This window comes from Stenotrophomonas sp. SMYL11 (assembly GCF_036320005.1).
In the GTDB taxonomy this organism is placed as follows: domain Bacteria; phylum Pseudomonadota; class Gammaproteobacteria; order Xanthomonadales; family Xanthomonadaceae; genus Stenotrophomonas; species Stenotrophomonas maltophilia_A.
The window spans coordinates 547,414-573,417 of record NZ_JAWIRS010000001.1 but is presented as its reverse complement, the minus strand read 5'-3'; the positions used below and the strand labels follow the sequence as shown (position 1 = coordinate 573,417).

Genomic DNA, 26,004 nt, shown 5'->3' with positions numbered 1-26,004 from the left:
CGCGCTTGCTTCGGTAAGCAGGATGATGCTCTTATCACGGCAGATGCCGGACACTGGCACGCAGTTCATCCATTCCTGCTGGGGAAGGCTTTGGTCAAGTGGTTTGCGGTTGTCGCTGCACCGGTGTACTCCATCGCGCTCTGGGGTGCCTGGCTGCCGTCATCGGCGTCGGCCCAGCAGGCGGGCTATGACGGCGAAGTGGTGACCTGCGAATCGCGCGACATGGGCTGGGTGCATTGCGATATCGACGTCAGCAATGGCATCGACCTTGTGCGCCAGTTGTCCAGCAACAGTTGCATCCGTGGCAGCGAATGGGGCACCGACCGCAGTGGCGTGTGGGTCACCCTTGGCTGCCGCGCAGAGTTCCGTGCGCGTCGTGCGGAAGGTGCAGCGCCTGCGGCAACGGAAGGCAAGCGCCTGGTCCGCCGTGTGGTGCGCTGCGAATCCAATGGCCGCCCGCAGAGTTGCCCGGTGCGCCTGGACGGGGCGCCGGTGCGCCTGCTGCGCCAGCTGTCGGTGCTGCCGTGCCGCGAAGGGCAGGGCTGGGGCTACAAGCGCAACGAAGTCTGGACCAGCCGTGGTTGCCAGGGCGATTTCGAAGTGGCTGACGAGGACGGTCGTTTTGTCGACGTGCCACGCCGCCTGACCTGTGAGTCGAAGTCGAAGAAGCGCCGCTTCTGTGGGGCGAGCATTTCGGTCGGCGCCGTTGTCACCGAGCAGCTGTCCAGCACCCCGTGCGAGGAAGGCAACACCTGGGGCTGGAACCGCAACGGGATCTGGGTGGACGGCGGCTGCCGCGCCGAATTCTCGGTGAATTGAGCCCGGGCAGGCTCCAACCACGCGGGGCGTGGCCCTACAATGGGCCCATGAACACTGCCTCCGACATCGACTACGCCCGTTATGACCACATCCGCCCGATCCTCTGGACCGGCGATGCCCTGCAACTGCTTGACCAGCGCAAGCTGCCGTTCGTGGTCGAGCACGTGGTCTGCCATGACAGTGACGAAGTCGCCAGCGCCATCCACGCGCTGACCGTGCGTGGCGCGCCGGCCATCGGCATTGCCGCAGCCTGGGGTGTGGTGCTGGCGGCGCGGGACGTGCAGGCCGCTGATGGCGCGCATGCGCTTCAGCAGTTGGAGCCGGCGCTGCAGCGCCTGAACGCATCGCGCCCGACCGCCGTCAATCTGGCCTGGGCGTTGGCGCGCATGCGTCGCTGCCTGCACGTCGCCGGCGCCGACTGGAAGGCCCTGCTGGAAGCCGAAGCGCAGGCCATCGCCGAGGAAGACCTGGCCGCCAACCGCCACATGGGCGCGCTGGGCGCGGGCCTGATCGAGGCCGGCAGCGGCGTGCTGACCCACTGCAACACCGGCTCGCTGGCCACCGCCGGCTTCGGCACGGCACTGGGCGTGATCCGTGCCGGCATGGCCCAGCACCGCATCGCCCGCGTGTTCGCCGGTGAGACCCGTCCGTGGTTGCAGGGCGCACGCCTGACCGTGTGGGAACTGCAGCAGGATGGCATCGATGCCACCCTGATCGCCGATTCGGCGGCCTCGCACCTGATGAAGACCGGCGCCGTGCAGTGGGTGATCGTCGGCGCCGACCGCATCTGCGCCAACGGCGATACCGCCAACAAGATCGGCACCTACCAGCTGGCCATCGCCGCCCGCCACCACGGTGTCAGGTTCATGGTGGTGGCGCCGTCCTCGACCGTGGACATGGAGACCGTGGATGGCAGCCAGATCGAGATCGAGCAGCGTGATCCGGGCGAACTCTACGGCGTGGGCGGTACCCGCACCGTGGCCGAGGGCATTGCCGCCTGGAACCCGGTGTTCGACGTGACCCCGGGTGAGCTGATCGACGCCATCGTGACCGAGCGTGGGGTGATCCTGAACCCGACCACCGAGAACATGCGCGCCGCCTTCGGCGGTTGAGGCACAGGGGAGGGGGGCAGCGTGACCTGCGCCCCCGGTAGTGCCGGCCGACGGCCGGCCCCCCTAAGTTCCTGATTTGTGCCGGTAAAATCCCCGTAAATGGAGGCAGGGAACGGCCTGTTGTGGTAGTATCCACAGGTTGAATCGAGGTTCCGGCACGACCCCCTCCCGCAGAGGGCTGCGCCGGACTGGACCGCTACCAGACAACGGAACCCGAATGGCAGAAAACGCCAAGGAAATCATCCAGGTCAACCTGGAAGACGAGATGCGCAAGAGCTACCTCGATTACGCCATGAGCGTGATCGTGGGCCGCGCGCTCCCGGACGCGCGCGATGGCCTCAAGCCGGTGCATCGCCGCGTGCTGTTCGCGATGAACGAGTTGAACGCGCACAGCAACAAGCCCTACTTCAAGTCGGCGCGTATCGTCGGTGACGTCATCGGTAAGTACCACCCGCATGGCGATCAGTCGGTGTACGACACGCTGGTGCGCCTGGCTCAGCCGTTCTCGCTGCGTTACATGCTGGTCGATGGCCAGGGTAACTTCGGCTCGATCGATGGCGACTCCGCCGCGGCGATGCGATACACCGAAGCGCGCATGTCGCGCCTCGCGCATGAGCTGATGGCGGACATCGACAAGGAAACCGTCGATTTCCAGCCCAACTACGACGAGAAGGAACTGGAGCCGACGGTCATGCCGACCCGGTTCCCGAACCTGCTGGTCAACGGTTCGGCCGGTATCGCGGTGGGCATGGCCACCAACATCCCGCCGCACAACCTGAGCGAATCGATCAACGCCTGCATCGCGTTGATTGATAATCCGGAAATCGATGTCGACGGCCTGATGGAGTACATCCCGGGCCCGGATTTCCCGACTGCCGGCATCATCAATGGCACCGCCGGCATCGTCGCCGGCTATCGCACTGGCCGCGGCCGTGTACGCATCCGTGCCAAGGCCGATATCGAAGTGGCCGACAACGGCCGCGAATCGATCATCGTCACCGAAATTCCTTACCAGGTGAACAAGGCGCGTCTGATCGAGAAGATCGCCGAGCTGGTCAAGGAAAAGAAGATCGAAGGCATCAGTGAGCTGCGCGATGAGTCCGACAAGGACGGCATGCGCATCTACATCGAGATCAAGCGTGGTGAATCTGCCGAGGTTGTGCTGAACAACCTGTACCAGCAGACCCAGATGGAATCGGTGTTCGGCATTAACATGGTGGCGCTGGTCGATGGCCGCCCGCAGTTGATGAACCTCAAGCAGATGCTGGAGGCGTTCGTCCGCCACCGTCGCGAAGTGGTCACCCGTCGCACCGTGTTCGAGCTGCGCAAGGCGCGCGCCCGTGCCCACGTGCTGGAAGGCCTGACCGTTGCGCTGGCCAACATCGACGAGATGATCGAGCTGATCAAGACCTCGCCGAACCCGAATGAAGCACGTGAGCGCATGCTGGCGCGCGTGTGGGAGCCGGGCCTGGTCGGTGCGATGCTGGGTGCCGCCGGTGCCGAAGCCTCGCGTCCGGAAGACCTGCCCAAGGGCGTGGGCCTGATCGAGGGCGGCTACCAGCTGACCGAGATCCAGGCCACCCAGATCCTGGAAATGCGCCTGCACCGCCTGACCGGGCTGGAGCAGGACCGCCTGACCGACGAGTACAAGCAGCTGCTGGAAGTGATCGCCGGGCTGATCCACATCCTGGAAGATCCCGACCGCCTGCTGCAGGTGATCCGCGAGGAGCTGGTCAACGTCAAGGCCGAGTTCGGCGACGAGCGTCGTACCGAAATCCGCCACAGCGAAGAAGATCTCGACATCCTCGACCTGATCGCGCCGGAAGACGTGGTGGTCACCGTGTCGCATGCCGGTTACGTGAAGCGGCAGCCGGTGAGCGTGTACCGCGCACAGCGCCGTGGCGGCCGTGGCCGCAGTGCGGCAGCGACCAAGGAAGAGGATTTCATCGAACAGCTGTGGCTGGTCAACACGCACGATACGCTGCTGACCTTCACCAGCTCGGGCAAGGTGTTCTGGCTGCCGGTCTACCAGCTGCCCGAAGCCGGTTCGAATGCCCGCGGCCGTCCTATCATCAACTGGATCCCGCTGGAGCCGGGCGAACGCGTGCAGGCCGTGCTGCCGGTACGTGAATACGCCGATGGCCAGTTCGTGTTCTTCGCCACCAAGAACGGTACGGTCAAGAAGACCCCGTTGGGCGAGTTCGCCTTCCGTCTGGCGCGCGGCAAGATCGCAATCAATCTGGACGAGGGCGATGCCCTGGTCGGCGTCGGCCTGACCGACGGTGAGCGCGACATCCTGTTGTTCGCCTCCAACGGCAAGACCGTGCGCTTCGGTGAAGACAAGGTCCGCTCGATGGGCCGTACCGCAACCGGCGTGCGTGGCATCAAGATGCCGGCCGGTGAAGAAGTGGTCAGCCTGATCGTGGCCGAGAGTGCCGGTGGCAGCGAGGACGAGAACGAGGACGACAACGGTGTCGAGGAAACCGCCGCCAATGGCGATGCGGTGATCGACGGCGCCGATGACGCCAGCGTGCAGTACATCCTTACCGCCACCGAGAACGGCTACGGCAAGCGCACCCCGCTGCCGGATTACCCGCGCAAGGGCCGTGGCACCCAGGGCGTGATCGGCATCCAGACCACCGAGCGCAACGGCAAGCTGGTTGCCGCGGTGCTGATGGGCTCCAGCGACGAAGTGCTGCTGATCTCCGATGGTGGCACCCTGGTGCGTACGCGTGGCTCGGAAATCAGCCGCGTCGGCCGCAACACCCAGGGCGTGACCCTGATCCGCCTGTCCAAGGACGAGAAGCTGCAGGCGGTGGAGCGCATGGATGCTTCGATCGACGAGGACGAGGACGAGGTGGCTGCTGCCGCCCCGGCCGCGACCGACGACGCCCCGGCGGCGGCTGCCAGCAGCGAGGACGCCGCGCAGGAGTGATCCCGCCGCGATGAGAAGTACCCGACGACGCCGGCCCTGTGCCGGCGTCGTTGTTTCTGCGGACCTTCCGGTCGTGCTGGACTCTACGAGCGCTGCGGACCATCCGATCGCTGCGGTAGAGTCGACTGTTAGTCGACTGCTCTGCACATGGCGATGAAAAACCCGCGCTGCGCGCGATAGTCGACTAACAGTCGACTCTACCCAGTCGACGATCGCCGGGTCGACGATTGCCCAGTCAGGTCCATGCAGAAAATACGCGCGCGCTTCACATGTGCGGTGGGATAACGGCGCATGCTGCCCCCGGAGATCGACGATGTCCGCCACGCCGCAGTCCGCTCCCGTTCCCTTCCGCGCCTCCCGGCATCCCCTCATCACCGTGCTGTCGCTGCTGCTGGTCGTGCTCGGCCTGGTCATCGGCGGGCTCGGTGCGTGGCTGCTCAGCCTTGGCGGCTCGGCGTACTACGCCATCGCCGGGCTCGGCCTGCTGGCCAGCGGCATCCTGTTGTTCGGCAACCGCCGCAGCGGTGCATTGCTGTACGCGCTGGTGTTCATCGGCACGCTGCTGTGGACCTGGTGGGAGTCAGGCAGCGACTACTGGCGCTGGGTGCCACGGCTGGGCCTGGTGACCGCACTCGGCATCGTGCTGGCCTTGCTGGCGCCCACCCTGTACGAGCCGGTCTCCAAACGCCTGTCGCGTAGCGTGGCGGGTGTGCTGGTGCTGGTGTTCGTGGCCGCCTTCGGCCTGGCCTTTGCGCCGCATGGTGAAGTGGATGGGCATCAGCCGTTCCCGGAAGGCGCGGTCAGCGCCGGACTGGAACCTACGCGTGATACCACGGGCCTGCAGCCGGCTGACCAGCCCGCCGAGGGCGACTGGCCGGCGTGGGGCCGCAGCAATGCGGGCACCCGCTATTCGCCGCTGCAGCAGATCACCCCGGCCAATGTGGCCACGTTGCAACCGGCCTGGCAGTTCCGTACCGGCGATATGCCGAAGAAGCGCTGGGGCGCCGAAACCACACCGCTGAAGATCGGCGACCGCCTGTACCTGTGCACCGCACGCAACCGCCTGATCGCGCTTGATGCTGCCAGCGGCAAGGAACTGTGGCGGTTCGATCCGAAGGTGAAGGACGTCTCGATTCCCTATACCGCTGCCTGTCGTGGTGTGAGCTATTACGAGCAGCCCAGCACGCCGGTTCTTGCCGATGCCACGCTGGCCGATGCCGCGGCCGATCTGGCGTTGCCCGAACCGCCGCCCAGCGTCACCCGCAGTGCTGCACCGGGCAGCCGTCCGGCGTGCTGGGCACGCATCATCGAAGGCACGCTGGACGGCCGCATCATCGCGGTGGACGCGGACAGCGGCCGCCCCTGCGCCAGCTTCGGCAACAACGGCCAGGTCGACATCACCCTGGGCATGGGCGAGGTGCCACCGGGTTACGTGTCGATCACCTCGCCACCGGCGATCGTGCGCGGGGTGATCGTGACCGGTCACCAGGTGCTGGACGGGCAGCGCCGCGATGCGCCGTCCGGCGTGATCCAGGCCTACGATGCCATCACCGGCAAGCTGCGCTGGGCGTGGGACATGGACCAGCCCGAGCGCAGCGGCCTGCCGCCGCGCGAGCAGACCTATACGCGCGGCACGCCCAACATGTGGACCACCGCCACCGGTGATGAGGCGCTGGGCCTGGTCTACCTGCCGCTGGGCAATTCCGCGGGTGACTACTGGAGCGGCTCACGCACGGAAAACCAGAACCGCTATGCGACGTCACTGGTGGCGATCGACGTGGCCACCGGCAAGCCGGTCTGGCATTTCCAGGCGGTGCGCAAGGACGTGTGGGATTACGACCTGGGTTCGCAGGCCAGCCTGATCGATTACCCGACCGCTGCCGGCAAAGTGCCGGCGATCCTGTTGCCGACCAAGCAGGGCGACATCTACATCCTCGACCGCCGCAACGGCCAGTTGCTGAGTGCTGCCGAGGAGCGCAAGGTGCCCATTGGCGGTGTTGAGCCCGAGCAGCGCTCGCCCACGCAACTGTTCTCGCTGTACCACACGCTGCGTCGCGAGCATGAACTGACCGAACGTGACATGTGGGGCATCACCCCGCTCGATCAGCTGGTCTGCCGCATCCAGTTCCGCAAGGCCTATTACGAAGGGTTCTACACGCCGCCGAGCAGCGAGCGCCATTCCATCGAGTACCCCGGCTACAACGGAGGCTCGGACTGGGGCAGCGTGTCCATCGATACGCGCCGCGGCGTGATCGTGGCCAACTACAACGACATGCCCAACTACAACCGGCTGGTGCCACGCGCGGAGGCCGACCGGCTGGGCTGGCTGCCGCGCGAAAAGATCCGGTTCGACCAGGGCGGAGCAGAAGGCGCGGGTGACCCGCAGGTGGGCACGCCTTACGCCATCCAGGTCAATGCCGGTTGGCGCCTGCCGTTCACCGGTTTGCTGTGCAAGCAGCCGCCCTATGGCGGCATCCGTGCCATCGACCTGCGCACCGGCAAGCTGCTGTGGGACCGTCCGTTCGGCAGTGCGCGTGGCAATGGACCCTTCGGCATCCGCTCCGGCCTGCCGATCGAGATCGGCACGCCGAACAATGGCGGTTCGGTGGTGACCGCCAGCGGCCTGATCTTCATCGCCGCCGCCACCGATGACCTCCTGCGCGCCATCGACCTGAAGACCGGCAAGGAGTTGTGGCATGCCAGGCTGCCCGCGGGAGGCCAAGCCAATCCGATGGTGTACGAGCAGGGCGGGCGCCAGTACGTGGTGATCATGGCCGGCGGCCACCATTTCATGGAAACCCCGAACGGCGATTACGTGATGGCGTTTGCGTTGCCGAGGTAGGCCGACGGGGTAAAACCGGCTGGGCAGAGCCGACTGGGTAGAGTCGACTGTTAGTCGACTATCGCGCGAAGCGCGGGCTTTCCAACGTGGAAGAGAAGAGCGGTCGACTAACAGTCGACTCTACCCAGGCGACTCCACATCCCCGGACGCTGCATTGAGATGATCCCTGATCCTGACGTTGGCAGTGAACCGATGTCGAGCATCCATCCTGGCGGGCATCCTCGAACTCATGCCCAGCCCTCAACTGCTTGCCGGCCGCCGATCCATAGTCGGTAACGTCTACACCATTACCATGGTGTGCCGGAACCACCATCGCGTCTTCGATTGCCCTGCCAATGCCGACCTTGCCATGCAACTCCTTGGATCGATGGATCGGGAGGGCCTGACTGCATCACTTGCCTGGATCATCATGCCGGATCACATTCACTGGCTGGCTCACCTTCGCAGTCACTCGCTGGGCTACTGCGTGCAGCGCTTCAAGGCGCGCAGCAGCTTTCTAATCAACCGGCGGCGAGGGAGCCGGGTGCAATCTGGCAGGCTGGTTATTACGATCATGCAGTCCGCAGTGATGCGTCGCTTCACAGGCACGCTTGCTATATTCTGGCAAACCCCGTTCGAGCCGGTCTTGCCGCGCAGATCGGTGACCATCCGTATGGATGGTGCCGCTGGCCGTTGAGCGAGCTTGAATCGGCAGGCGAACGTGCACGGTGATGGGACCGACTGGGTAGAGTCGACCGGGTAGAGTCGACTGCCTTTCTCGATGCCGCCGAAGAGCCCCCGCAGCGCGCGTTAGTCGACTAACAGTCGACTCTACCAGTTGCCGCTACGCGGTTGGTGTCGGCACCCGCACCATCTTCGTCATCAAGTGTTCCACCACACCCGCCGGGTCTGCCGTGCGGCCCACATGCGTGCTCGACATCTGCACGATCGAGCTGCGCTTGGCGGTGAGGAAATGGAAGCGCGCGCGCGCCGGCAGCTGCGCGATCGGCCCGGCGCTGGCATCGCCGCGGCAGATCGCCACGATCGCATCCAGCCATGGCTGCAGCGCCTCCTGGTCCAGCGCTGGTGCGAAGGCGTGCAGGCGTGCCGGATCGATCTCGATGGCCGCTTCCAGATGACGCGCGCCGGGACAGGAGACGATCACCCCGACGTTGATGAATTCCTCGCGCTCCACCCGCGGTACCACGCGGATGACCGCATAGTCATACGTGTGCAGCGTGGGCACGGATGGCCTCCTGCACGAACACCGCACGCACTTTCAGGCGGTGCTTGAGATAGTTGATATAGCCTTGGCGATAGGCCTGTGGGCTGTCGAACGCGGGCTCATTCACCAGCCAGCTGTCCGGCACCAGGCCGACGATCCGCTCGATCTCGGCATCGGTCAGGTGCGCGGCCAGCTCGGCATCCACTTCGGCGATGCGGCTGGCGAACGACAGCAGCACATGGTCGCGGATCAGCACGAACGGCTTCTCGCAGGCATCGCCGGCGTTGGCCCAGTCGTGATGGAAGTACATGGCCGCACCGTGGTCGATCAGGTACAACCTGCGGTGCCACACCATCAGGTTGGGGTTGCGCGTGGTGCGATCGACATTGCTGGTAAACGCATCGAACCAGACGATGCGCGAGGCCAGATCGGCATCCACCGGCATCGCCGCCGGGTCGTAGTTGATCGCGCCGGGCAGGTAGTCCAGGCCCAGGTTCAGGCCTTCGCTGGCGCGGATCAGTTCCTGGATTTCCGGATCCGGCTCGGTGCGGGCGAACTCGCGGTCCAGCTCCACGAACAGGATTTCCGGAATCGGCAGGCCCAGCGCGCGCGCCATCTCGCCGGCGATCAGCTCGGCGATCAGCGCCTTCGGGCCCTGGCCGGCGCCACGGAATTTCAGCACGGCCATGCCGTCGTCATCGGTCTCGACCACGGCCGGCAGGGAACCACCTTCCCTCAAGGGGGTGATGTAGCGGAGGGCATGTACGGTGCGCATGGGCGCATTCTAGCGTGGGTGCCGGGGCAGGCGTGCCGCAGCAGAGCGGGGCGCCGGCTTAATGAACGGGTACCGCGCGAACCACCTTTTACAGGTCGCCTGCAATCTTCACTTGTTCCTTCCGCGCAGAGTGGCAGCATTCGTTCCAACGGAGCAACACACCCGCGTGTGACCTTCAACAGGAGGCCCTCATGCCGCTACAGTGCAGCTGTCACGCTTCACCGTGTATGCAACGCAACGCGTGGTGTTGACCTTGACCTGATACGGTCACGCCATCGGTATGGATGGCCGTCCTCCGCAGTCCCAGACACCTTTCACCCATCGCGCCCCGGCGTTGCCCGGTTGGTCCTGCGATCCAGGTACTTGCGCCCCAAGAGAGATCCCTGCGTTGCCATCGACGCTGGCACGTGGGGCCGCCAAACCCACGCTATCCCCACAGGCTTTGGAGGTGCTCCGATGAACGACGAATTCAATCCCATGCTGCCCCCACTGGACGATGCCAAGGCCGAGGAAATGATCGGCAAGGTCGTGCTGGTGGGTGTCACCCGCTATGGTGGCGATGGCCAGGTGCAGGGTCTGGAGCAGTACGCGGGCACCGTGCTGCGCATCAGTGCCGACGAAGGCGTGGTGCTGGCCGACGAAGACGATGGTCATGAGCGTTACCTGCCGCCCATGCTCGACCAGTACCAGCGGGCCGAGCCCGGCGAGTACCGCATGCGCAACAGTGGCATGATCGTGGTCGACCCTGATTACCTGACGGCCTGGGACCTGCACGCCCAGCAGTGATGACAGACCACGCGTGGCAGAAGTCGACCCATCGCCGGCCTCTCCGCGTGCGTCCCACTTTGCCCTATCCGGCCACTAGCCCTTCCGGCCCATTCCCGTTGCCTCCTGCGGTGCTAGATTCGGGCCCTTGCCCGTCCTCGGGCGCCCATTCACACCCCAGGGGATAAGGATGCTGATCCGTCGAACCTCTCTGGCGGCGGCCGTTGCCGTTGCCACCGTCGGCCTGCTGGCCGCTGGCCCGGCCTTCGCTGATTACGCGAAGCCGCCGGAACACCTGCTCAAGGTGCTGAAGGCACCACCGCCGCCGGCACCGAACGTGGCCCCGGGCGGCCAGCGCCTGCTGCTGACCACCGCGCAGACCTACCCGTCAATCAGCCGCGTCGCCCAGCCGTACCTGAAGCTGGCCGGCGTGCGCCTGGAGCCGAAGAACCGCAGCCGCCATGACACTCCCGGCGGCTACGGCATTCCGGCCTGCGTGGCCGACTTCACTCTGGTCGATATCGGCAGCGGCAAGGAGACCAAGGTCAACCTGCCGCAGGGCTGCGCCACCGGCGCGCTGTGGTCGGCCGATGGCAGCCACTTCGCCTTCCAGAATGCGGTCGATACCAGCGTGCAGCTGTGGGTGGGCGATGCGGCCACCGGCCAGGTGAAGCAGGTGCCGAACGTGCAGCTGAATCCGATCTTCGGCTACACCGTGCAGTGGCTGGGCGGCAGCCAGAACCTGCTGGTGAAACTGGTGCCGCCCAATCAGGGTCCGGCGCCGTCCAACGGTGGCGTGCCGACCGGTCCGGATGCGCAGGAGTCGCTGGGAAGCAGCGGCGAGAGCAGCACCTATGAAGCCCGCGACACGCTGACCAGCGTGCATGACGAGAAGCTGTTCGCCTACTACGGCGCGTCGCAGCTGGCCGTGGTCGATACCGCCGCGGGCAGCGTGCGCCCGCTGGGGCAGCCGGCGCTGTTCAACGAGGTCAGCGCCGCGCCCGATGGCGTGCACGTGCTGACCGAGTCGATCAAGGCACCGTACTCGCATGCCGTGACCTACCAGCGCTTCGCCAATGATGTGGCGGTGCTGGATATCAGCAATGGCCGCAGCACGCCGATCGCCAGCCTGGCGCTGGCGGATCGCGTGCCGGTGCACGGCGTACCGGAAGGCCCGCGCGGTTTCGACTGGCGAGCCACCGATCCGGCGACCCTGGTCTATGCCGAAGCGCTGGACAAGGGCGACTGGAAAGTCAGCGTGCCGCACCGTGACCGCGTGCTGATGCTGAAGGCCCCGTTCAACGGCAAGCCGACCGAGATCACCCGTACCGCGCAGCGGTTCGAGGGCTTCGCGTGGACCGCCGATCCGGCCGTAGCCTTCCAGTACGAGAACGACGAGAACCGTCACTGGATGCAGACCCGCATCGTCGACGTGGACCAGCCGAAGAAGGAAGGTCGCCTGCTGTGGGACATGTCCAGCGATGAGCTGTACGGCAACCCCGGCAACCTGGTGTTTACCCGCCTGCCGAATGGCGCGCAGGTCGTGCGTCGTGAGGGCAACCACGTGTTCCTCAGCGGCCGTGGCGCCTCGCCGCAGGGCGATCGTCCGTTCCTGGACCGCCTGGACCTGGGCACGCTGAAGAGCGAGCGCCTGTTCCGCAGCAGTGCCGATGCCTACGAGCAGTTCCTCGGCTTCAGCAACACGCCGGGGCGCTACCTGACCTGGCACCAGTCGGTGATCGATCCGCCGAACGCCTTCATCCGCCAGCAGGGTGAGGCAGTGGCAGATGCGAAGACCGGCGAGGCGCAGTTCGCCTCCACCACGACCGCGCTGACCAAACTGGTCGACCCGACCCCGGAAGTGCGCCAGATCAAGAAGCAGCTGGTGACGTATAAGCGTGCCGATGGCGTGGACCTGTCGTTCACCCTGTACACGCCGCCGGGCTACAAGGAAGGCCAGCGCGTGCCGGCGATCCTGTACGCGTACCCGGCCGACTTCGCCAACGCCGCGCAGGCCGGCCAGGTGTCCGGTTCGCAGCAGACCTTCACCCGCCTGCAGCCGTACCGCCTGATGCTGCTGGCCGGCTACGCGATCATCGACAACGCCTCTTTCCCGATCGTGGGTGACCCGAAGAACGCCTACGACACCTATCTGGAGCAGCTGGAAGCCGACGCCAAGGCAGCGGTGGACAAGGCCGTGGACATGGGCGTGGTCGACCGCAACCGCATCGGCGTGACCGGGCACAGCCACGGTGGCCTGATGACCGCCAACCTGATCGCGCACACCAACCTGTTCAAGGCCGGTGTGGCGACCAGCGGTTCGTACAACAAGACCTTTACCCCGTTCGGCTTCCAGAACGAGCGTCGCTCGGTATGGCAGGCGCAGGACGTGTACCTGAAGGCCTCGCCGTTCTTCTATGCCGACAAGATCAAGCTGCCGCTGCTGCTGGTGCACGGTGAGGACGATGCCAACCCGGGTACCGAACCGTTCCAGTCGCGCAAGCTGTACCAGGCCATTCGTGGCAACGGCGGTACCACCCGCCTGGTGATGCTGCCGAACGAACCGCACTGGTATACCGCGTTGGAGTCCAACGAGCAGCTGGTGTCGGAGATGCTGAACTGGTTCGACACCTACGTGAAGAACGCAAAGTAGAGTCGAGCTTGCTCGACTGCGTTGCAAAGGGCCGCCTCAGGGCGGCCTTCCTGCATTCTGTAGAGCCCAGCCCATGCTCGGCTGCTGTCCACATGTAAATGATGCCGACGGCTTTGCAATCAACTGTGGAGACTCGGTAACGACGTGTTACCGGCACATTCGCATGCCATGCAGATGGGCTAGGCTGACCCTGTGAGTTCGCCTCGGGTCGGTGCAATGAAAGCCATCCTTCTTGCTGCAACGTTGTACTTGGTCCTGGTCTCAACTGCAGGTGCGCAGCCACTGCCCGCCGAACTGGCGCAGCTGGGGATCATCGCCGGCATGCCTTACGCCAAGGCCAAGCGCCTGCTGGATGCTGCAGGCTGGCAGGCGAAACGTGCGCAGGGCGCGCCGGAGTCGCTGGAGGGCTTTCCGGAAGTCGGATGCCAGAAGGACGGAAAGCAGTGTGCGACGACCTTCGAAAAGGACGGTCAACAGATCGCGGTGCGGCTGGGCACTACCCTGGCAGGGCAGCCGTTCGTGCAGAGCGCTGACTGAGCACCCGCCCTCACGCCAGCGGTAGGCGGTCCTGCGCGTGCGATATCCGGTCATGCAGATCGCGCACGTGCTCGGCCCGGGCATGCACCCGGGTGGTATCGCCGAAACTGCGTAGATAAGCGCAGGCTGCGAAGCCGGCGCTCTTCTTTTCGTACTCGGCAATCCAGGCCAGTCGATCCGGATTGTTGGCCTGTTCGGATGACCACGCGGCCACTGGCGGGCGGATGCGGTACTTCAGGCCGACGCGCCACGGCTTCGGTGTCAGTCGCGCACGGAAGCAATGCTGCAGCCGGCACATGCGCGCGTACAGGGTATCGGTGCCCAGTACCTTGAAGAATGCCTGCAGCTGCTCGTCCTCCGGGGAGAACGTGGCATGCATCGCCAGTACGCGCAGTCCCGCAGGCGTCCGGTAGGCGCGCAGATGCCAGTCGGGGTGTTGTTCGCTGAAGGCTTCCACGCGTCGCAGCGCCAACCCCTCGGCGCCCCCGGCGGCTGCCAGCCGCTGCCTGCGGCGCATCAGCACTGCGGCATTGACCAGAACCACCGCCGCCACGCCCAGCACCAGTCCCACCAGCCAATGCCACAGCAGCGTGCCGGTGACGGCGCCGGCAAGCAGCACGACCGCCGCAACGATGGCCGGCATCACGCAGCCGGCTGGCGGCTGCGCATGGTCGATGTCGGCGAACAGTACGTCCGGGCTGTTGAGGCACAGTGCGCCATAGCTGTTGCGGGTGATGATGACGTCGCCGTCGCGCAGCACGATCTGCTCGCGGATCGGCACGCCCTCCACGCCGTAGTTGCTGCGCACTTCGCGACGCGGCAGCACCTGCCCGGCGAGGATGGCATTGAGGGCTTCATTGGCGCGGCGGTCGGCGTGCACCTGCGCCTCGGCAGGGCCTTCGTCGGACCAGCCGAAGCGGCGCACCACCACCGGCCGGCCACGGAAACGGGCCTGCAGGCGGGCTTCGGCCCAGTAGGCGGGAACGATCATCATCGCGGGGTGCTCTATCTTCCGTGGCAGGTGCCAACGCGAGTCTGGCACAGCGCCGGGGTGCCCGCATCTGCTTGCTGCGGCGGAAGGGCCGGAGTGATAGATTGCGCGCTTCGCATGCACTCCACCAAGGACGGAGCGATGTCCATGATCCTGCGCGGCCTGTTGGCCCTGGCCTGTGCCGGGGTGATTGGCATGGCCACGGCGGCGGTACCGGCCGGGCCGCAGATTGTCACCGACGATGTCAGCCGTTTCTACGCGCTGTACGACAACGCAGGTGGCAAACCCAGCGTTGCGCAGTTGCGTGGCTACATGGCCGAGGGTTCTGCGGGCCTGTCCGAGCTGGCCAAGGCACGTCGGGTCACCCCCGAGCGCATTGCCGAGTCCATCGCCAGCCAGCCGGAACTGTATGTGCGGGGGCGAAGCTGCCTGGCCGAACTGCCGGCGGTGAAGCAACGCCTGACGCAGGTGTTTTCCAACCTGCAGGCCATCTATCCGCAGGCTGCGTTTCCGCCGGTGACCATCGCCGTCGGCCGTGGCCGTCCGGTAGGGCTGACCTCGAAAAGCGGCGTGATCATCGGCCTGGAAGCGCTGTGCGCAGCCGATTTCATGAATCCCAACGTGCAGGACCGCTTCGTGCACGTGATCGCGCACGAGTACGTGCACATCCAGCAGACGGGCCTGATCGACTTCGAGCCGGGCGACCCGCATGCGACGGTGCTGCGTGTATCGCTGGGCGAGGGCATCGCGGAGTTCATCGCCGAACTGATTTCCGGCAACGTCGGCAACGGGCGCCACGCGGCCTGGACCCGTGGTCGGGAAGTGCATATCGAAAGCGCGTTCGCGCTGGATCTGGACAGCACCGATCTGTCGCCGTGGCTGTACAACTACAAGCCGGGCTCGCAGGAACCGTACGACCTGGGGTACTGGGTGGGATACCGCATCGCCAAGGCCTATTACCTGCAGGCCAAGGACAAACGTGATGCGGTGCGTGCGCTGATCCAGCAGGACAACCCGAAGGCGATCCTGGCCGCCAGCGGCTGGACGCCGGGTATGTGGATGCCGGCGAAAGTCACAGGTGTGGCTGCGCGTACGGCTGCACGCTGAGCACAGGGTGGGGCGTTAGACTGCTGAAGATGATTTCAGGAGTACCCGCATGCGTGGACCTGTTGAGCTTGTCACTGTCACTGCCACTGTCGTGACGTTGGGCCTTGCGTTGGCTACACCGTTGGGCGCCGCTGAAGCCGTCGCGGTCAATCCGCTGCTGCAGACGCCCATTGACCAGCTTCGTCCCGATGAAGTGCGCTTCATGCAGCAGCGCCTGGCCGATTGGCCGGAGCTGCAACGCTATCGTGATGCCAACGCGCAACTGCCTGCGGCAGTGCCGGGCCTGCCGCGCGTGGTGTTCTTCGGTGATTCCATCACCGAGGGCTGGGGCAGGGAGGGCAGTGCCGGTTTCTTCCCCGGCAAGGGCTGGCTCAACCGCGGCATCAGCGGCCAGACCACGGCGCAGATGCTGGTACGTTTCCCGCAGGACGTGCTGGCACTGAAGCCACAGGTGGTGGTGATCCTGGCCGGCACCAACGACATTGCCGGCAACACCGGCCCATCCACGCAGGCGATGATCGAAGACAACCTGCACGCGATGGTGGACCTGGCCCGTGCACATGGCATCGCCGTAGTGCTGGCATCAGTGCTGCCGGTATGCGATTACCCGTGGCTGCCGGGCACGGCACCTGCGCCCAAGGTACGTGCATTGAACACGGCATTGAAGCGCTATGCCGATGCGCAGCAGCTGGTCTATCTGGACTACTACACGCCGATGGCCAATGCGGCCGGTGGACTGGATCCGCAGCTCGCCGAGGATGGCGTGCATCCTACGGCGAAGGGCTATGCGGTGATGGCGCCGCTGGCTGAGGCGGCGGTCAAGCACGCGCTGCAGCAGAAGTAGCTCCGCCGGGCAGGCTTGCCAGCAGCCACTCGCAGAAACTGATCACCAGCGGATCGGTTGCACTCTCCTCATGTACCAGCCAACTCCAGCGTGGGCCGCGCACGCGTGCATCATCCAATGGTTGCAGCAGGCCTTGATCGCACGCACGCGCGCTCAGCAGTTCGCTGACCAGTGCGATGCCCAGCCCTTGGCATGCGGCATCCAACAGCTGCCCGGGCTCGGAGAAGTTCATGCCCTCGCGGCGCTGGCCGACATCGGCGCCGCCCTGTACCTGCCATTGGCTCCAGTCCATCTCGCGCTCGCCATGCAGGGTGAGGCGTTCGTGCGCCGGTGTGGTGAGCAGGGCCGGATGGCAGGCTGGATAGAGACGATCCTGCAGCAGCACGCGATGCTGGCACTGCGCCTGTGAGTCGAGGTCATCGCGTACCGCTACGTCCAGCGTCTGCGTGGTCATGTCCGGCGCTTCCTCGCTGGTCAGCAGCCACAGATCGGCGTCGGGGTGCAGGCGGTGGAACCCGGCCAGGCGTGGCACCAGCCAATGCCGGGCAAAGGCCGGGCTGGTGTTGACGATCAGTTGATTGGGCTTGCGGTACTGATCGAGCCGGCGGATGCCGCTGGCCAGCTGCCGCAGCAGCGCCTGCGTTGTTTCCAGGAGGTCGATGCCGGCATCGGTGAGGGTGACGCTGCGGCCCTGCCGGAAGAACAGCGGCTGCTGCAGCGACGCTTCCAGGCCCCGGATCTGCTGGCTGATGGCCGACTGGGTCAGGTGCAGTTCCTCTGCCGCACGGTGGAAACTGCCGAGCCGGGCGGCGGCCTCGAAACCCCGTAGCGCGTTCAGTGGTGGCCAGTGCTTGAGCATTTAAGATAAGTAAAACTGTTCAATCAATGGTTGAATCTATCGTTTGTTCTTATGTGTCGGCAAGGGCAGCATAGCGCCCATCCCACACCGGCCCTGGAGCCTGTCATGAGCAACCGTCGTCACTTCCTCACCCAACTGGCGGGCGCCGCCGGTCTTGGTGGCCTGGCCGCGCTGGGCCTGGCCGGGGTGCCGGGTCGCGTATCCGCAGCAGGGCCAGGTGCAGGGACTTGGCGCATGCCGGACGAGCACGGCCCGCAGGAACGCGTGTTCCTGGCCTTCGCCGCGCAGCCGCGGGTGTGGGGCGCGCAGGCCGATGCGGTGAACGCCGCCGTGGCGCGGCTGGCCCGTACCATCGCCCGCCACCAGCCGGTCAGCGTGCTGTGCCGCCCGGCGCAGTTGAAGCAGGCGCAGGACCGCTGTGGCCGCGACAACATCGAGTTCCTGGAGGTGCCCTTGGATGACATCTGGGTGCGCGATTACGGTGGTTGCTTTGTCACCAATGACCGGGGCGGACTGGGCCTGGTCGACTTCAACTTCAATGGCTGGGGTGGCAAGCAGAGTGCGCGCAACGATGGCGCGGTGGCCCCTTGGCTGGCGCAGGTGACTGGCGCGACGCTGCTGGAAAGCGATCTGGTGGGCGAAGGCGGCGGTATCGAAGTCGATGGTCACGGCACGGCCATCCTTACCGAAAGCTGCTGGGTCAACCGCAACCGCAATCCGGACTGGTCGCGCGCGGATATCGAGGCCGAGCTGAAGCATCACCTGGGCGTGCGCAAGGTGATCTGGCTGCCCGGTATCGCCGGCAAGGACATCACCGATGCGCACGTGGACTTCTATGCGCGTTTCGTGCGGCCGGGCGTGGTGATCGCCAACCTGGACAACGATCCGGAGTCCTACGACTACGATCTGACCCGCGAACACCTGCAGATCCTGCGCGGGGCCACCGATGCCGACGGCCGTCGCCTGCAGGTGCATACGCTGCCGCCGCCGCTGGACGGGCGCGACAACGTGCATACCCGCGACAACGACGATCTGGCGATGGGCTACATCAACTACCTGCCGATCAACGGCGCCGTGGTCGCGCCGCAGTTCGGAGACGACGCTGCCGATGGCTACTGCCGTGAACTACTGGAAGACATGTATCCCGGCCGCGTGATCGAACAGGTGGACATCGATGCCATCGCCGGTGGCGGTGGCGGTATCCATTGCGTGACCAAGAACATGCCAAAGGTGGGCTGACGCGCCTCAGGCATCGTCCTGCTTCAATGCGGCATCTGCAGCCAGCAGCGCCTCGGCGGCTGCACTGAGCGGTGGCGACGGCGGGGCGACCACGCCGATCGCTTCCATCATCTTCGGCATGCCCAGGAACTGACGTGCGCGACGGTCGTAGATACCGGTGACCAGCAGCGCGCGCGTGGCGATCTTCTGATCGGCGCCGATCAGTACGCGTTGCTCCATGATGCCGCGCGAACCGACCCAGCCCACCAGGCGCGTTTCCAGGGTGAAGCGCTGGAACGGCTTGAGTTCGCGGCGGAACTGGATGGTGCCGGCACCGACGATCGGTGCCCACTTCTCGCGCAGCGCGACCCGGCCCAGGCCCATGCGCAGGATCAGGTCCAGCCGGCCCAGGTCGAAGATGTTCCAGTAGCGGCCGTTGGTCATGTGCAGGTTGCTGTCCAGGTCATTGGGCAGCACACGGAACTGCAGGCGCGAGACCCCGAACGGGGCCTCCAGCTTCGGCCGGAACAGGCTGCACAGCAGCAGGTGGAGCAGGCGGAACCAGAGATTCATGGTTATGACGACTGTTATAGAATCGCCGGTACGCTAATCTATGACGACTGTCCTGGCAAGGAGACTGCCGTGAGCCCGCGCCCCTCTGATGCGCCTCAACGCGTGATTGATGCTGCGGCACAGATGCTGGCGCGTGTGGGCCTCAATGCCACCAGCATCCGTGAGGTGACCAAGCTGGCCGAGGCGCCGCTGGGCTCTACCTACCACCACTTTCCCGGCGGCAAGCAGGAGCTGCTGGCGCGTGCCACCCACATGGCTGGCGACAAGGTGGAAGCACTGCTGGTGGAGCTGCTGAAGGGCGGCGCAGTGCAGGGCCTGCAGCAGTTCCTGGCAATGTGGCGCGAGCGCCTGCTGCGCACCGGGTTCCGCGCTGGCTGCCCGGTGCTGGCAGCTGCGGTTGAGGAGCCGGTGGAGGCCATGCCCAGCCAGCCGCGTGCCGCCGCGGCCGAAGTGTTCGCGCGCTGGCAGGGCCATCTGGCCGCAGCGTTCGTCGCCGACGGCCACGATCCGGCCGCCGCGGGTGGGCTGGCCAGTCTGGTGATTGCCAGCGTGGAAGGTGCGGTGGCGATGTGCCGTGCACTGCAGGACATCGGCCCGTTCGACCAGGTGGCCGCGCAGTTGCTGAAGGCCGCCGCGCCTCCATGATTCGACCGAACCGGCGCGGATCAAGGCCGTGAGCCCCTTTTCGTTCCTGTCTGGCCGTGCGCTATGATCCGCGCCAGGGCCAAGGCATGTGGCCCCGCTGTCAACCACCACTGACGAGGAAGAGCGCATGGATGTCGCTACACACAGCAACAGGACGTTGTTTCGTTGGACCATGATGGTGCTGCTGGCAGTGTTGATGCCGTTTGCAGCGCTGGCCCAGTCGGCACCCGCAGCGGCTGGGCAGGCAGATCGCACCGAAGCTACCGTCGCAGCTGAAGAGACAGACTGCCGCGCCTGCACTTATGAGCGTATTGCGCCCAAGGTCGAGGTCGGCCTGGTGGCCCTGATTTCGCTGCTGGTGGTGGGCCTGCTGGTGGCGGTATCCCGCGAATGGGGCACCAGCTCGCAGCGCTGGACCTGCCGAACGCTGGCCCTGTTGCTGGTGGGTATCGGTGTGGCGTTGCTGTGGTGGGCTGGCAGCGTCGTCTACCTGGGCTACAACCCGTGGCAGGAAATGGCCGCACCCGTTGATGGCTCGCTCACCTCCACACTGCTCACTACCTCACCGAAGTGGCTGGCGGCGATGGTGCTGATCGGCTTCGCGCCTTCCATCTGGAAACGCAGCGAGCGCTTGCCGGCGTGGCGCATCAGCTGATCTTGTCGGCGGCGCCGGATCACACCCGGCGCCGCTTGAGGTAATCAATCAAAGCGCCAGCGCACACCTGCGTAGACGCCACGACCTTCGCCCGGCGTCGAGCGCGCGACATCCCTGCCGGCATCGTTGTAGCCCGGCGTGACCGTGGCGGCGTAGTGGCGGTTGCCGATGTTGCGCATCTCCGCCCAGACCTGCCAGCGGCCACCGGGTGCGTCGTAGCCGATGCGGCTGCCGAAGATCACATGGCTGTCGGCCCAATAGCTGTTGGCGTAGTCGACGGCGATGCGCGAGGCGTATTCGGTATTGAGCGCAGCGTACAGGCCGGATGCATGATCGAAGCGCAGCTCGGCCTGATAGGCGTGGCGCGGCAGGCCGGGCAGGCGATTGCTGCCGAAACGCGCGTCGTGGCGGTAGCGGAAATCGCTGAAGGTATATGCTTGGCGCAGCGACAGGCGGCCCGGTGCAGCCTGCCACAGCGTGCTGTCCAATCCGGCCTCGATGCCGCGGTGAACGGTGGGGCTGGCGTTGTTCTCGGCGATGAACAGGTTCGGCACCGGTTGCAGTTCGACGCTCAGCAGTTCGTGGTTCACGTGAGCGTAGTAGCCGGTCAGTTCCCAGCGGCCCAGCGCGGCGTCACCGCGCGCGCCCAGTTCCAGCGTGGTGGCGGTCTGGTTCTGCATCGGCACCGGCGCGCGCTGGCGGCCGGTAGACGGGCCATTGCCTGGCCCGAAGTACTGGTTCGAGCCCCAGATCATCGACCAGGGATGCGGCGCCTCCACCGAGCGGCTGAGGTTGCCGAACCACTGGGTCTGGGCGCTGTGCTGCCAGGTGAAGCCCAGTCGCGGCGCGTAGTCCCAGTCGTGGTCGCGAAGGCGGCCGCCGCTGCTTGGCCAGGTCACCTGCACATCGCGACGGGTGTTGATCAGTGCCAGCCCGGTCTGCATGCGCAGGCGGTCATTGAAGGTGAGGGTATTGCCGACGTGCAGCGTGCTGTCGGTGCCGTGGTGGCGGAAGTCACGCGTGCGCGTACCGGCGGCATAGCCGTTGCTGGCAAAGCGCAGCGACTCGCGCACATCGGCGTCCAGATCGTGGGTGACGCGCAGGCCGACCGTGGTCTCGCTGTCCAGGCCGAACAGCCGGTGGCGGCGGCGGTAGTCCAGCGTGGCGTTGAGGTTGGCGTAGTCCAGCTGCTGCCGGTACAGGCTCTCGTTCAAGTCCATCGGGTACTTGTGGTAGACCAGCCCGGCCTGCAGCGAGGAATCCTCATCGATCTGCATCGTGGTGACGTTGCCCACCCACGTGCTGCCGGGCTGGGGCCGACGTGCATCGATGGCCAGGTTGGCCGGGTTGGCCGCATGCGGGTCGTTGCGGATCTGGTCCCGGGTCAGGCGACCGGGTGTTTGGTGATTGGTCTCGCGGTAGCGCACGAAGAAGCGCGTCTGCAGATCGGGCGTGATCTGCCAGCCGATGTTGGCCATCGCGCCCTTGCCGTCGCCGCGCGCATGGCGCTGATAGCCATCGAACTCGGTATCGGTGTAGGCCAGGAAGTAATCGACATCACCACTGACGCCGCCCCAGCTGATGCCGCGCTTCTGGTAGCCACGGCTGCCGGCTTCGTAGCGCAGCTGCACGCCCGCCGAATCACGCCCGCTGCGGCTGACGTAGTCGATGGCACCGCCCAGCGCCAAGGCGCCGCGCTCGAAGCCGTTGGCGCCGCGCAGGACTTCGACGCGCGACAGCCACAGTGGTTCCAGCAGCTCGTAGGGCGTGCCGCCCGGGCCGGTCAGTGGCAGACCGTCGATCGACACAGTGATGCCCGAGGCGTGCGCGCCCGGGCCACGGTTGATGCCCGAGCCACGGATCGAGATCCTGGTGCCCTCGTTGCCCGGCGACTGCGCACTGATGCCCGGCTGGTAGGCCAGCACATCGGCGCTGCTGGACAGCCGGCTGTCGGCCTTGGCCACGTCGATGACGTTGCTGGCGCCGGGTACGCGCTTCAGCGCCTCGCGCGCGTGGGCGCTGGCATCGGCAGCGGCGGTGACCTGCACGGCATCCAGCGTGGTGGCCTGCGGGGCCGCAGCGGCGGTGGAGGAAAGACCGAGGGAAACGGCCAGGAACAGCAGCGACGGGGCGGGGCGGTACGGCGAGAGCGACATGCGGGAATGCTGTAAACCACTAAAGTGGCGCGCAAGTTAACAGGTCGGCGGCGTCACGTCACCCATCGGCGGTGTATGGCCGCCCGCGCTCCTTGTAGAGTCGAGCTTGCTCGACTGCTTTTCGCCTTCTGTAGAGTCGAGCCGTGCTCGACTGCTTTCCTGTGCCGGAGCCGAGCATGGCTCGACTCTACAGCGCCGGCTTCGCCAGCGCCTTGGCCTTTGCGTACAGCCGATCGGCCGTTTCCTTCTCATCCAGTGCCGCATGGCATTCGGCCAGGCTGTCCCACGCGTTGGCCGAATCCTGATACAGCTCGGTGTTGAGCACGAATGCTTTCAGTGCCTTGCGTGCACCGAGGCTTTCACGGATGGCATACCCATCGGCATTGATCGCACGTTCCAGTTCACTGGCAGCAACCTTGTTGCTGTCGCGCAGCCAGCGATGCACAGCTTCGGCCGCGCCAGCGCTGTCATCCAGCGCATACGCGATCAATCGCTCGGACAACACCGCATGCGGGAATTCGTCGGGCGCGGCCACCGCCATCGTGCTTTCCACCAGCGTGCTCGACCACACGTTGCGGGCGCTGCCGTTGGACAGGTACACGAACACCCAGTAGCCGTTGGCCAGCGTGCCCTTGTAGGCCAGCCTTGCACGCACGCGGGTGCCACCATCGTGGCCGACCTGGGTGTAGCTGTCGCTGCGGGTGGTGTCCCAGCCGGTGGAGAAGAAATTGCTGCCGCCGCCGCTCAGCTTCTGCGGCTGCCAGAGCGTCTCCAGCGTGGACGTGCGCAGCAGCTTGCCGGTCGCCAGCGCCTGCAGGAAACGGTTCATGTCACCCACGGTGGTCTGCAGATCGGCATGGCCCCAGCCGTAGTCCGGCCAAGGATCTTCATTGGCCGGCTGCAGTTGGCCGTCCTTGCCGATATAAGGCACCGCTGCGCGCTGCGCCGGCACGCTCGCTGCTCCCCATGAAGTGCTGGTCATCTTCAGCGGCTGCAGGATGTGTTCGCGCGCGATGGCCGGGTATGGCTTGCTGTAGTGCGCTTCCAGCAACGCTGTCAGCACCAGGTAGTTGGCCTGCGTGTACTGCACGCGGCTGCCGGTGGCGAACTGCATCGGCGCCGCCGCAGCCACCTTCAGTGCAGCGCCAAGGTTAGGCGCCACACCGGGGTGGCCCTTGCTCACCCAGCGGTTGTCCACGTGATCGTAGTACTCGCCGATGCCGGAGCTGTGGTTGAGGAAATCGCGCACGTGAATCGCCTGCCATGCGGATGGCAGATCCGGAACATAGCGGCTGGCCGGTGCGTCCAGATCCACCTTGCCCTGGTCGACCAGCTGCATCACCAGCGTGCTGGTCAGCAGCTTTGCCATCGACTGCGCGGCGAAGATGGTATCGACAGTGGCAGGCGCATGGGCAGCGGGATCGCGTTCGCCGCTGGCCCCCTGGTAGAGCACCTGGCCGTTGTGTGCGACCAGTACCGCCTGGCCGGCGATGCCGTAGCGCTCGCGGTTGCTCTGCAGCTGGGCGTCGAGCTGATTGGAAAGATCGCCAGGGGACGCACGCGCAGAAGCGATCGGAGCGGCGAAAAGGGCGCAGAGCAATGCGGCAGCAAGGGTGCGGTACATCGCGGTGTCCCATCAGCGGTGATGGCGCATGTTGGTCAGCGGCGGGCACCTGGTCAAGCGGAGGCGGGCGGCTATGTGAACGCGTGAATTTCCAATGGCCTGTCGTAAACAACTCTTAGAATCTGATGAAGCACCAGATATAAGAGCGCCTCAGTCCAAACCGACGAGATAGCCTTGCATGGGAGGGTTAATGGAGGAGGATGAGGATTTCGCGCTCTTCATCGAGAGCTTCGGAGAGGCAACTGAACACGACTCGGTGCCAGAGGCCGCCTTCTCCAAGTGGGCGGGCATCTTGCCTGAATCGCTCTTGAGCTATTGGCGTCGGGATGGATGGGCGAACTATGGCAATGGACGGCTGTGGACGGTGAATCCCGAGGACTACGAAGGCCTCATGCACATGTGGTTGTCTGGTACGCCATTTCCCCTGATCGATACCTACCATGTGTTTGCCAGAAGCGGGTTTGGACGGCTCTACCTGTGCGGCGAGGCATCAGGCGTTGGCGTGAGCATCGATCCGATCCGCAGTGAAGTAGTTGCTCTTCAGAACTGTTTGAGACCCAAGTCTCTCGCACGGCAGAATGGTGGCATCAAGGCATTCTTCGCTTGCGCGGAGCTTGACGACTTTGATCTGATGGATGGGGCCGAAGAGCTGCCTTTCGACAGGGTTGTGAGCACTTGCGGGCACTTGATGGCAGATGAGATGTATGGCTTTGAGCCAGCGCTGGTTTGCGGCGGCGAAGTCGCAGTTGGCAGCTTGCGCAGGCTCAAGCTTCAGCCGCACCTGCACATGCTGAGGGAGTTTGCCGCGCCTGCGTTTCCGCACTATGCGAACAATGTGAAGCCGCTGGCCCGGAAGTGATCCGAAGGCCCCAATCATGTAGAGCCGAGCCCATGCTCGGCTGTCTTTCGGTCAGGCGTCGTGCAGCGTGGGTAACTGAGCCGAGCAGTTGGACGGCTCCAAAGAGTTCGGTCGGTAACGCTGGTCATACTTGGCGGTTCTTGGTGCCAATGCCACCGTTACCAGGGTGCGTGCGTACAATCGGATATCACTCCGCTGATGCACCGGTGCAAGTAATGCCAGGTTCCGCCAACGAAGCTGTGATGAAAGGCCAACTTCTGGAGGAGCTGTTACGGGCCTCGCGAATGCTCACTTCTGAGGATGTCGCGGTATTTGACCAGACGGTTCAGGCGTTGTCAGGTCTGGAGTTCTCCAGTCAGGAGCTGGGGGTCCTCTTCTCGATGTTCGCCGATGACACTCCGCATGAAGAAGTCATGTGGGGGCTTCTTCATCTTGTCGAGGACAGTGACGGCGACAGGATGGTTTCCGCGCTTGTCCAATCAGCTCCGTACATGCGTACCGTGGCACCAGAATGGTTGGAGACGTTCATCTGCAGATTGCTGAATAGTGATCCATACAGAGATAGGTTGATTGCCTGCCTGAAGAATGAAGCCTCAACCAAAGGCGCAGCAGAAGTCGTGTCCTTGATCGAAGCGCTGAAGGGTGATGCGCCGGACAGTATTCGAGTAAAGGCATCGGTGGTTGCTTCGGCGCTGCTATAGCGGTGCGAGCGCCGACCAAGGTCGGCGTCTACCTGGGCGTCCCAGCATCAGGCGGTGCCGGCCAGCGGCCGGCCCTACCGCCCCCGTCAAGGTGCGCCGGGCGCGCCCCCCCGCCGCGGCGAGAGAGCCG

The 26,004-nt window shown here is 65.4% G+C and carries 22 protein-coding genes; 15 read left to right on the top strand and 7 right to left on the bottom strand.

Features of this window, described 5'->3' with window-relative positions; translation table 11 throughout:
• The first annotated feature begins 90 nt into the window (after nt 1-90).
• From V3B46_RS02675 to V3B46_RS02655, 5 genes are all read left to right on the top strand, one after another.
• Complete coding sequence (locus tag V3B46_RS02675) at nt 91-819, top strand: DUF3011 domain-containing protein (RefSeq protein ID WP_032127686.1); 729 nt, start codon at nt 91-93, stop codon at nt 817-819.
• A gap of 47 nt (nt 820-866) precedes the next feature.
• Nucleotides 867-1,931 (top strand): S-methyl-5-thioribose-1-phosphate isomerase, encoded by a 1,065-nt coding sequence (mtnA, locus tag V3B46_RS02670; RefSeq protein WP_329891072.1) that lies wholly within the window; start codon nt 867-869, stop codon nt 1,929-1,931.
• Between the two features lie 217 nt (nt 1,932-2,148).
• Nucleotides 2,149-4,866 carry a DNA gyrase subunit A gene (gene gyrA / locus V3B46_RS02665; RefSeq protein WP_164171346.1) on the top strand — a complete coding sequence of 906 codons (2,718 nt, stop codon included), beginning with the start codon at nt 2,149-2,151 and terminating at the stop codon, nt 4,864-4,866.
• A gap of 313 nt (nt 4,867-5,179) precedes the next feature.
• Nucleotides 5,180-7,708, top strand: a complete 2,529-nt coding sequence (locus V3B46_RS02660; RefSeq protein WP_329891071.1) for a membrane-bound PQQ-dependent dehydrogenase, glucose/quinate/shikimate family — start codon at nt 5,180-5,182, stop codon at nt 7,706-7,708.
• A gap of 184 nt (nt 7,709-7,892) precedes the next feature.
• Nucleotides 7,893-8,384: a transposase gene (locus tag V3B46_RS02655; protein WP_329891189.1), complete on the top strand. Its 492-nt coding sequence runs from the start codon at nt 7,893-7,895 to the stop codon at nt 8,382-8,384.
• A 147-nt stretch (nt 8,385-8,531) separates the two neighbouring features.
• Here the strand turns inward: V3B46_RS02655 and V3B46_RS02650 are convergent, their stop codons facing one another.
• On the bottom strand, nt 8,532-8,933 hold the full coding sequence (locus V3B46_RS02650) for a DUF3037 domain-containing protein (protein ID WP_164171348.1): 402 nt from the start codon (nt 8,931-8,933) through the stop codon (nt 8,532-8,534).
• Entirely contained in the window at nt 8,911-9,687 is a 777-nt protein-coding gene (locus V3B46_RS02645) for a HipA family kinase (protein ID WP_154352906.1), read from the bottom strand. The genes V3B46_RS02650 and V3B46_RS02645 overlap by 23 nt, the downstream gene beginning before the upstream one ends.
• Nucleotides 9,688-10,143: 456 nt before the next feature.
• On the opposite strand from V3B46_RS02645, the gene V3B46_RS02640 reads away from it, so the two are divergent.
• From V3B46_RS02640 to V3B46_RS02630, 3 genes are all read left to right on the top strand, one after another.
• Nucleotides 10,144-10,473, top strand: a complete 330-nt coding sequence (locus tag V3B46_RS02640) for a hypothetical protein (RefSeq protein ID WP_049443219.1) — start codon at nt 10,144-10,146, stop codon at nt 10,471-10,473.
• Between the two features lie 169 nt (nt 10,474-10,642).
• On the top strand, nt 10,643-13,105 hold the full coding sequence (locus V3B46_RS02635) for a S9 family peptidase (RefSeq protein WP_164171349.1): 2,463 nt from the start codon (nt 10,643-10,645) through the stop codon (nt 13,103-13,105).
• Between the two features lie 216 nt (nt 13,106-13,321).
• A complete protein-coding gene (locus tag V3B46_RS02630; RefSeq protein ID WP_154263973.1) occupies nt 13,322-13,642 on the top strand; it encodes a hypothetical protein in 321 nt (106 codons plus the stop codon).
• A gap of 10 nt (nt 13,643-13,652) precedes the next feature.
• On the opposite strand, the gene V3B46_RS02625 is transcribed toward V3B46_RS02630, so the two are convergent.
• Nucleotides 13,653-14,636: a hypothetical protein gene (locus V3B46_RS02625; protein WP_329891070.1), complete on the bottom strand. Its 984-nt coding sequence runs from the start codon at nt 14,634-14,636 to the stop codon at nt 13,653-13,655.
• A 138-nt stretch (nt 14,637-14,774) separates the two neighbouring features.
• Here V3B46_RS02625 and V3B46_RS02620 point away from each other — a divergent pair, with 138 nt between their 5' ends.
• Together V3B46_RS02620 and V3B46_RS02615 are read left to right on the top strand one after the other, a co-directional pair.
• On the top strand, nt 14,775-15,740 hold the full coding sequence (locus V3B46_RS02620) for a DUF2268 domain-containing putative Zn-dependent protease (RefSeq protein ID WP_154352899.1): 966 nt from the start codon (nt 14,775-14,777) through the stop codon (nt 15,738-15,740).
• A gap of 49 nt (nt 15,741-15,789) precedes the next feature.
• The gene (locus V3B46_RS02615; protein ID WP_329891069.1) at nt 15,790-16,584 is read left to right on the top strand and encodes an SGNH/GDSL hydrolase family protein; all 795 of its coding nucleotides are present in this window, start codon (nt 15,790-15,792) and stop codon (nt 16,582-16,584) included.
• Here the strand turns inward: V3B46_RS02615 and V3B46_RS02610 are convergent.
• Complete coding sequence (locus tag V3B46_RS02610) at nt 16,559-17,443, bottom strand: LysR family transcriptional regulator (protein ID WP_329891068.1); 885 nt, start codon at nt 17,441-17,443, stop codon at nt 16,559-16,561. The two genes, V3B46_RS02615 and V3B46_RS02610, sit on opposite strands and share 26 nt — an antisense overlap.
• Nucleotides 17,444-17,548: 105 nt before the next feature.
• Between V3B46_RS02610 and V3B46_RS02605 the strand changes: the two genes are divergently transcribed.
• On the top strand, nt 17,549-18,682 hold the full coding sequence (locus V3B46_RS02605; protein WP_329891067.1) for an agmatine deiminase family protein: 1,134 nt from the start codon (nt 17,549-17,551) through the stop codon (nt 18,680-18,682).
• 6 nt (nt 18,683-18,688) lie between these two features.
• Here V3B46_RS02605 and V3B46_RS02600 read toward each other — a convergent pair whose 3' ends face one another.
• Nucleotides 18,689-19,234, bottom strand: a complete 546-nt coding sequence (locus V3B46_RS02600) for a thioesterase family protein (protein ID WP_154352896.1) — start codon at nt 19,232-19,234, stop codon at nt 18,689-18,691.
• Between the two features lie 69 nt (nt 19,235-19,303).
• On the opposite strand from V3B46_RS02600, the gene V3B46_RS02595 reads away from it, so the two are divergent.
• Both V3B46_RS02595 and V3B46_RS02590 read left to right on the top strand, forming a co-directional pair.
• Nucleotides 19,304-19,879: a TetR/AcrR family transcriptional regulator gene (locus V3B46_RS02595; RefSeq protein ID WP_154263968.1), complete on the top strand. Its 576-nt coding sequence runs from the start codon at nt 19,304-19,306 to the stop codon at nt 19,877-19,879.
• A 127-nt stretch (nt 19,880-20,006) separates the two neighbouring features.
• Nucleotides 20,007-20,534, top strand: a complete 528-nt coding sequence (locus V3B46_RS02590; protein WP_329891066.1) for a hypothetical protein — start codon at nt 20,007-20,009, stop codon at nt 20,532-20,534.
• A gap of 44 nt (nt 20,535-20,578) precedes the next feature.
• Here V3B46_RS02590 and V3B46_RS02585 read toward each other — a convergent pair whose 3' ends face one another.
• On the bottom strand, nt 20,579-22,690 hold the full coding sequence (locus V3B46_RS02585) for a TonB-dependent receptor family protein (protein WP_329891065.1): 2,112 nt from the start codon (nt 22,688-22,690) through the stop codon (nt 20,579-20,581).
• A 187-nt stretch (nt 22,691-22,877) separates the two neighbouring features.
• The gene (locus tag V3B46_RS02580; protein WP_329891064.1) at nt 22,878-24,314 is read right to left on the bottom strand and encodes a serine hydrolase domain-containing protein; all 1,437 of its coding nucleotides are present in this window, start codon (nt 24,312-24,314) and stop codon (nt 22,878-22,880) included.
• Between the two features lie 190 nt (nt 24,315-24,504).
• On the opposite strand from V3B46_RS02580, the gene V3B46_RS02575 reads away from it, so the two are divergent.
• Both V3B46_RS02575 and V3B46_RS02570 read left to right on the top strand, forming a co-directional pair.
• Nucleotides 24,505-25,173: a GAD-like domain-containing protein gene (locus V3B46_RS02575; protein WP_329891063.1), complete on the top strand. Its 669-nt coding sequence runs from the start codon at nt 24,505-24,507 to the stop codon at nt 25,171-25,173.
• Nucleotides 25,174-25,415: 242 nt separating this feature from the next.
• A complete protein-coding gene (locus V3B46_RS02570) occupies nt 25,416-25,874 on the top strand; it encodes an Imm30 family immunity protein (protein ID WP_329891062.1) in 459 nt (152 codons plus the stop codon).
• Nucleotides 25,875-26,004: the final 130 nt, after the last annotated feature.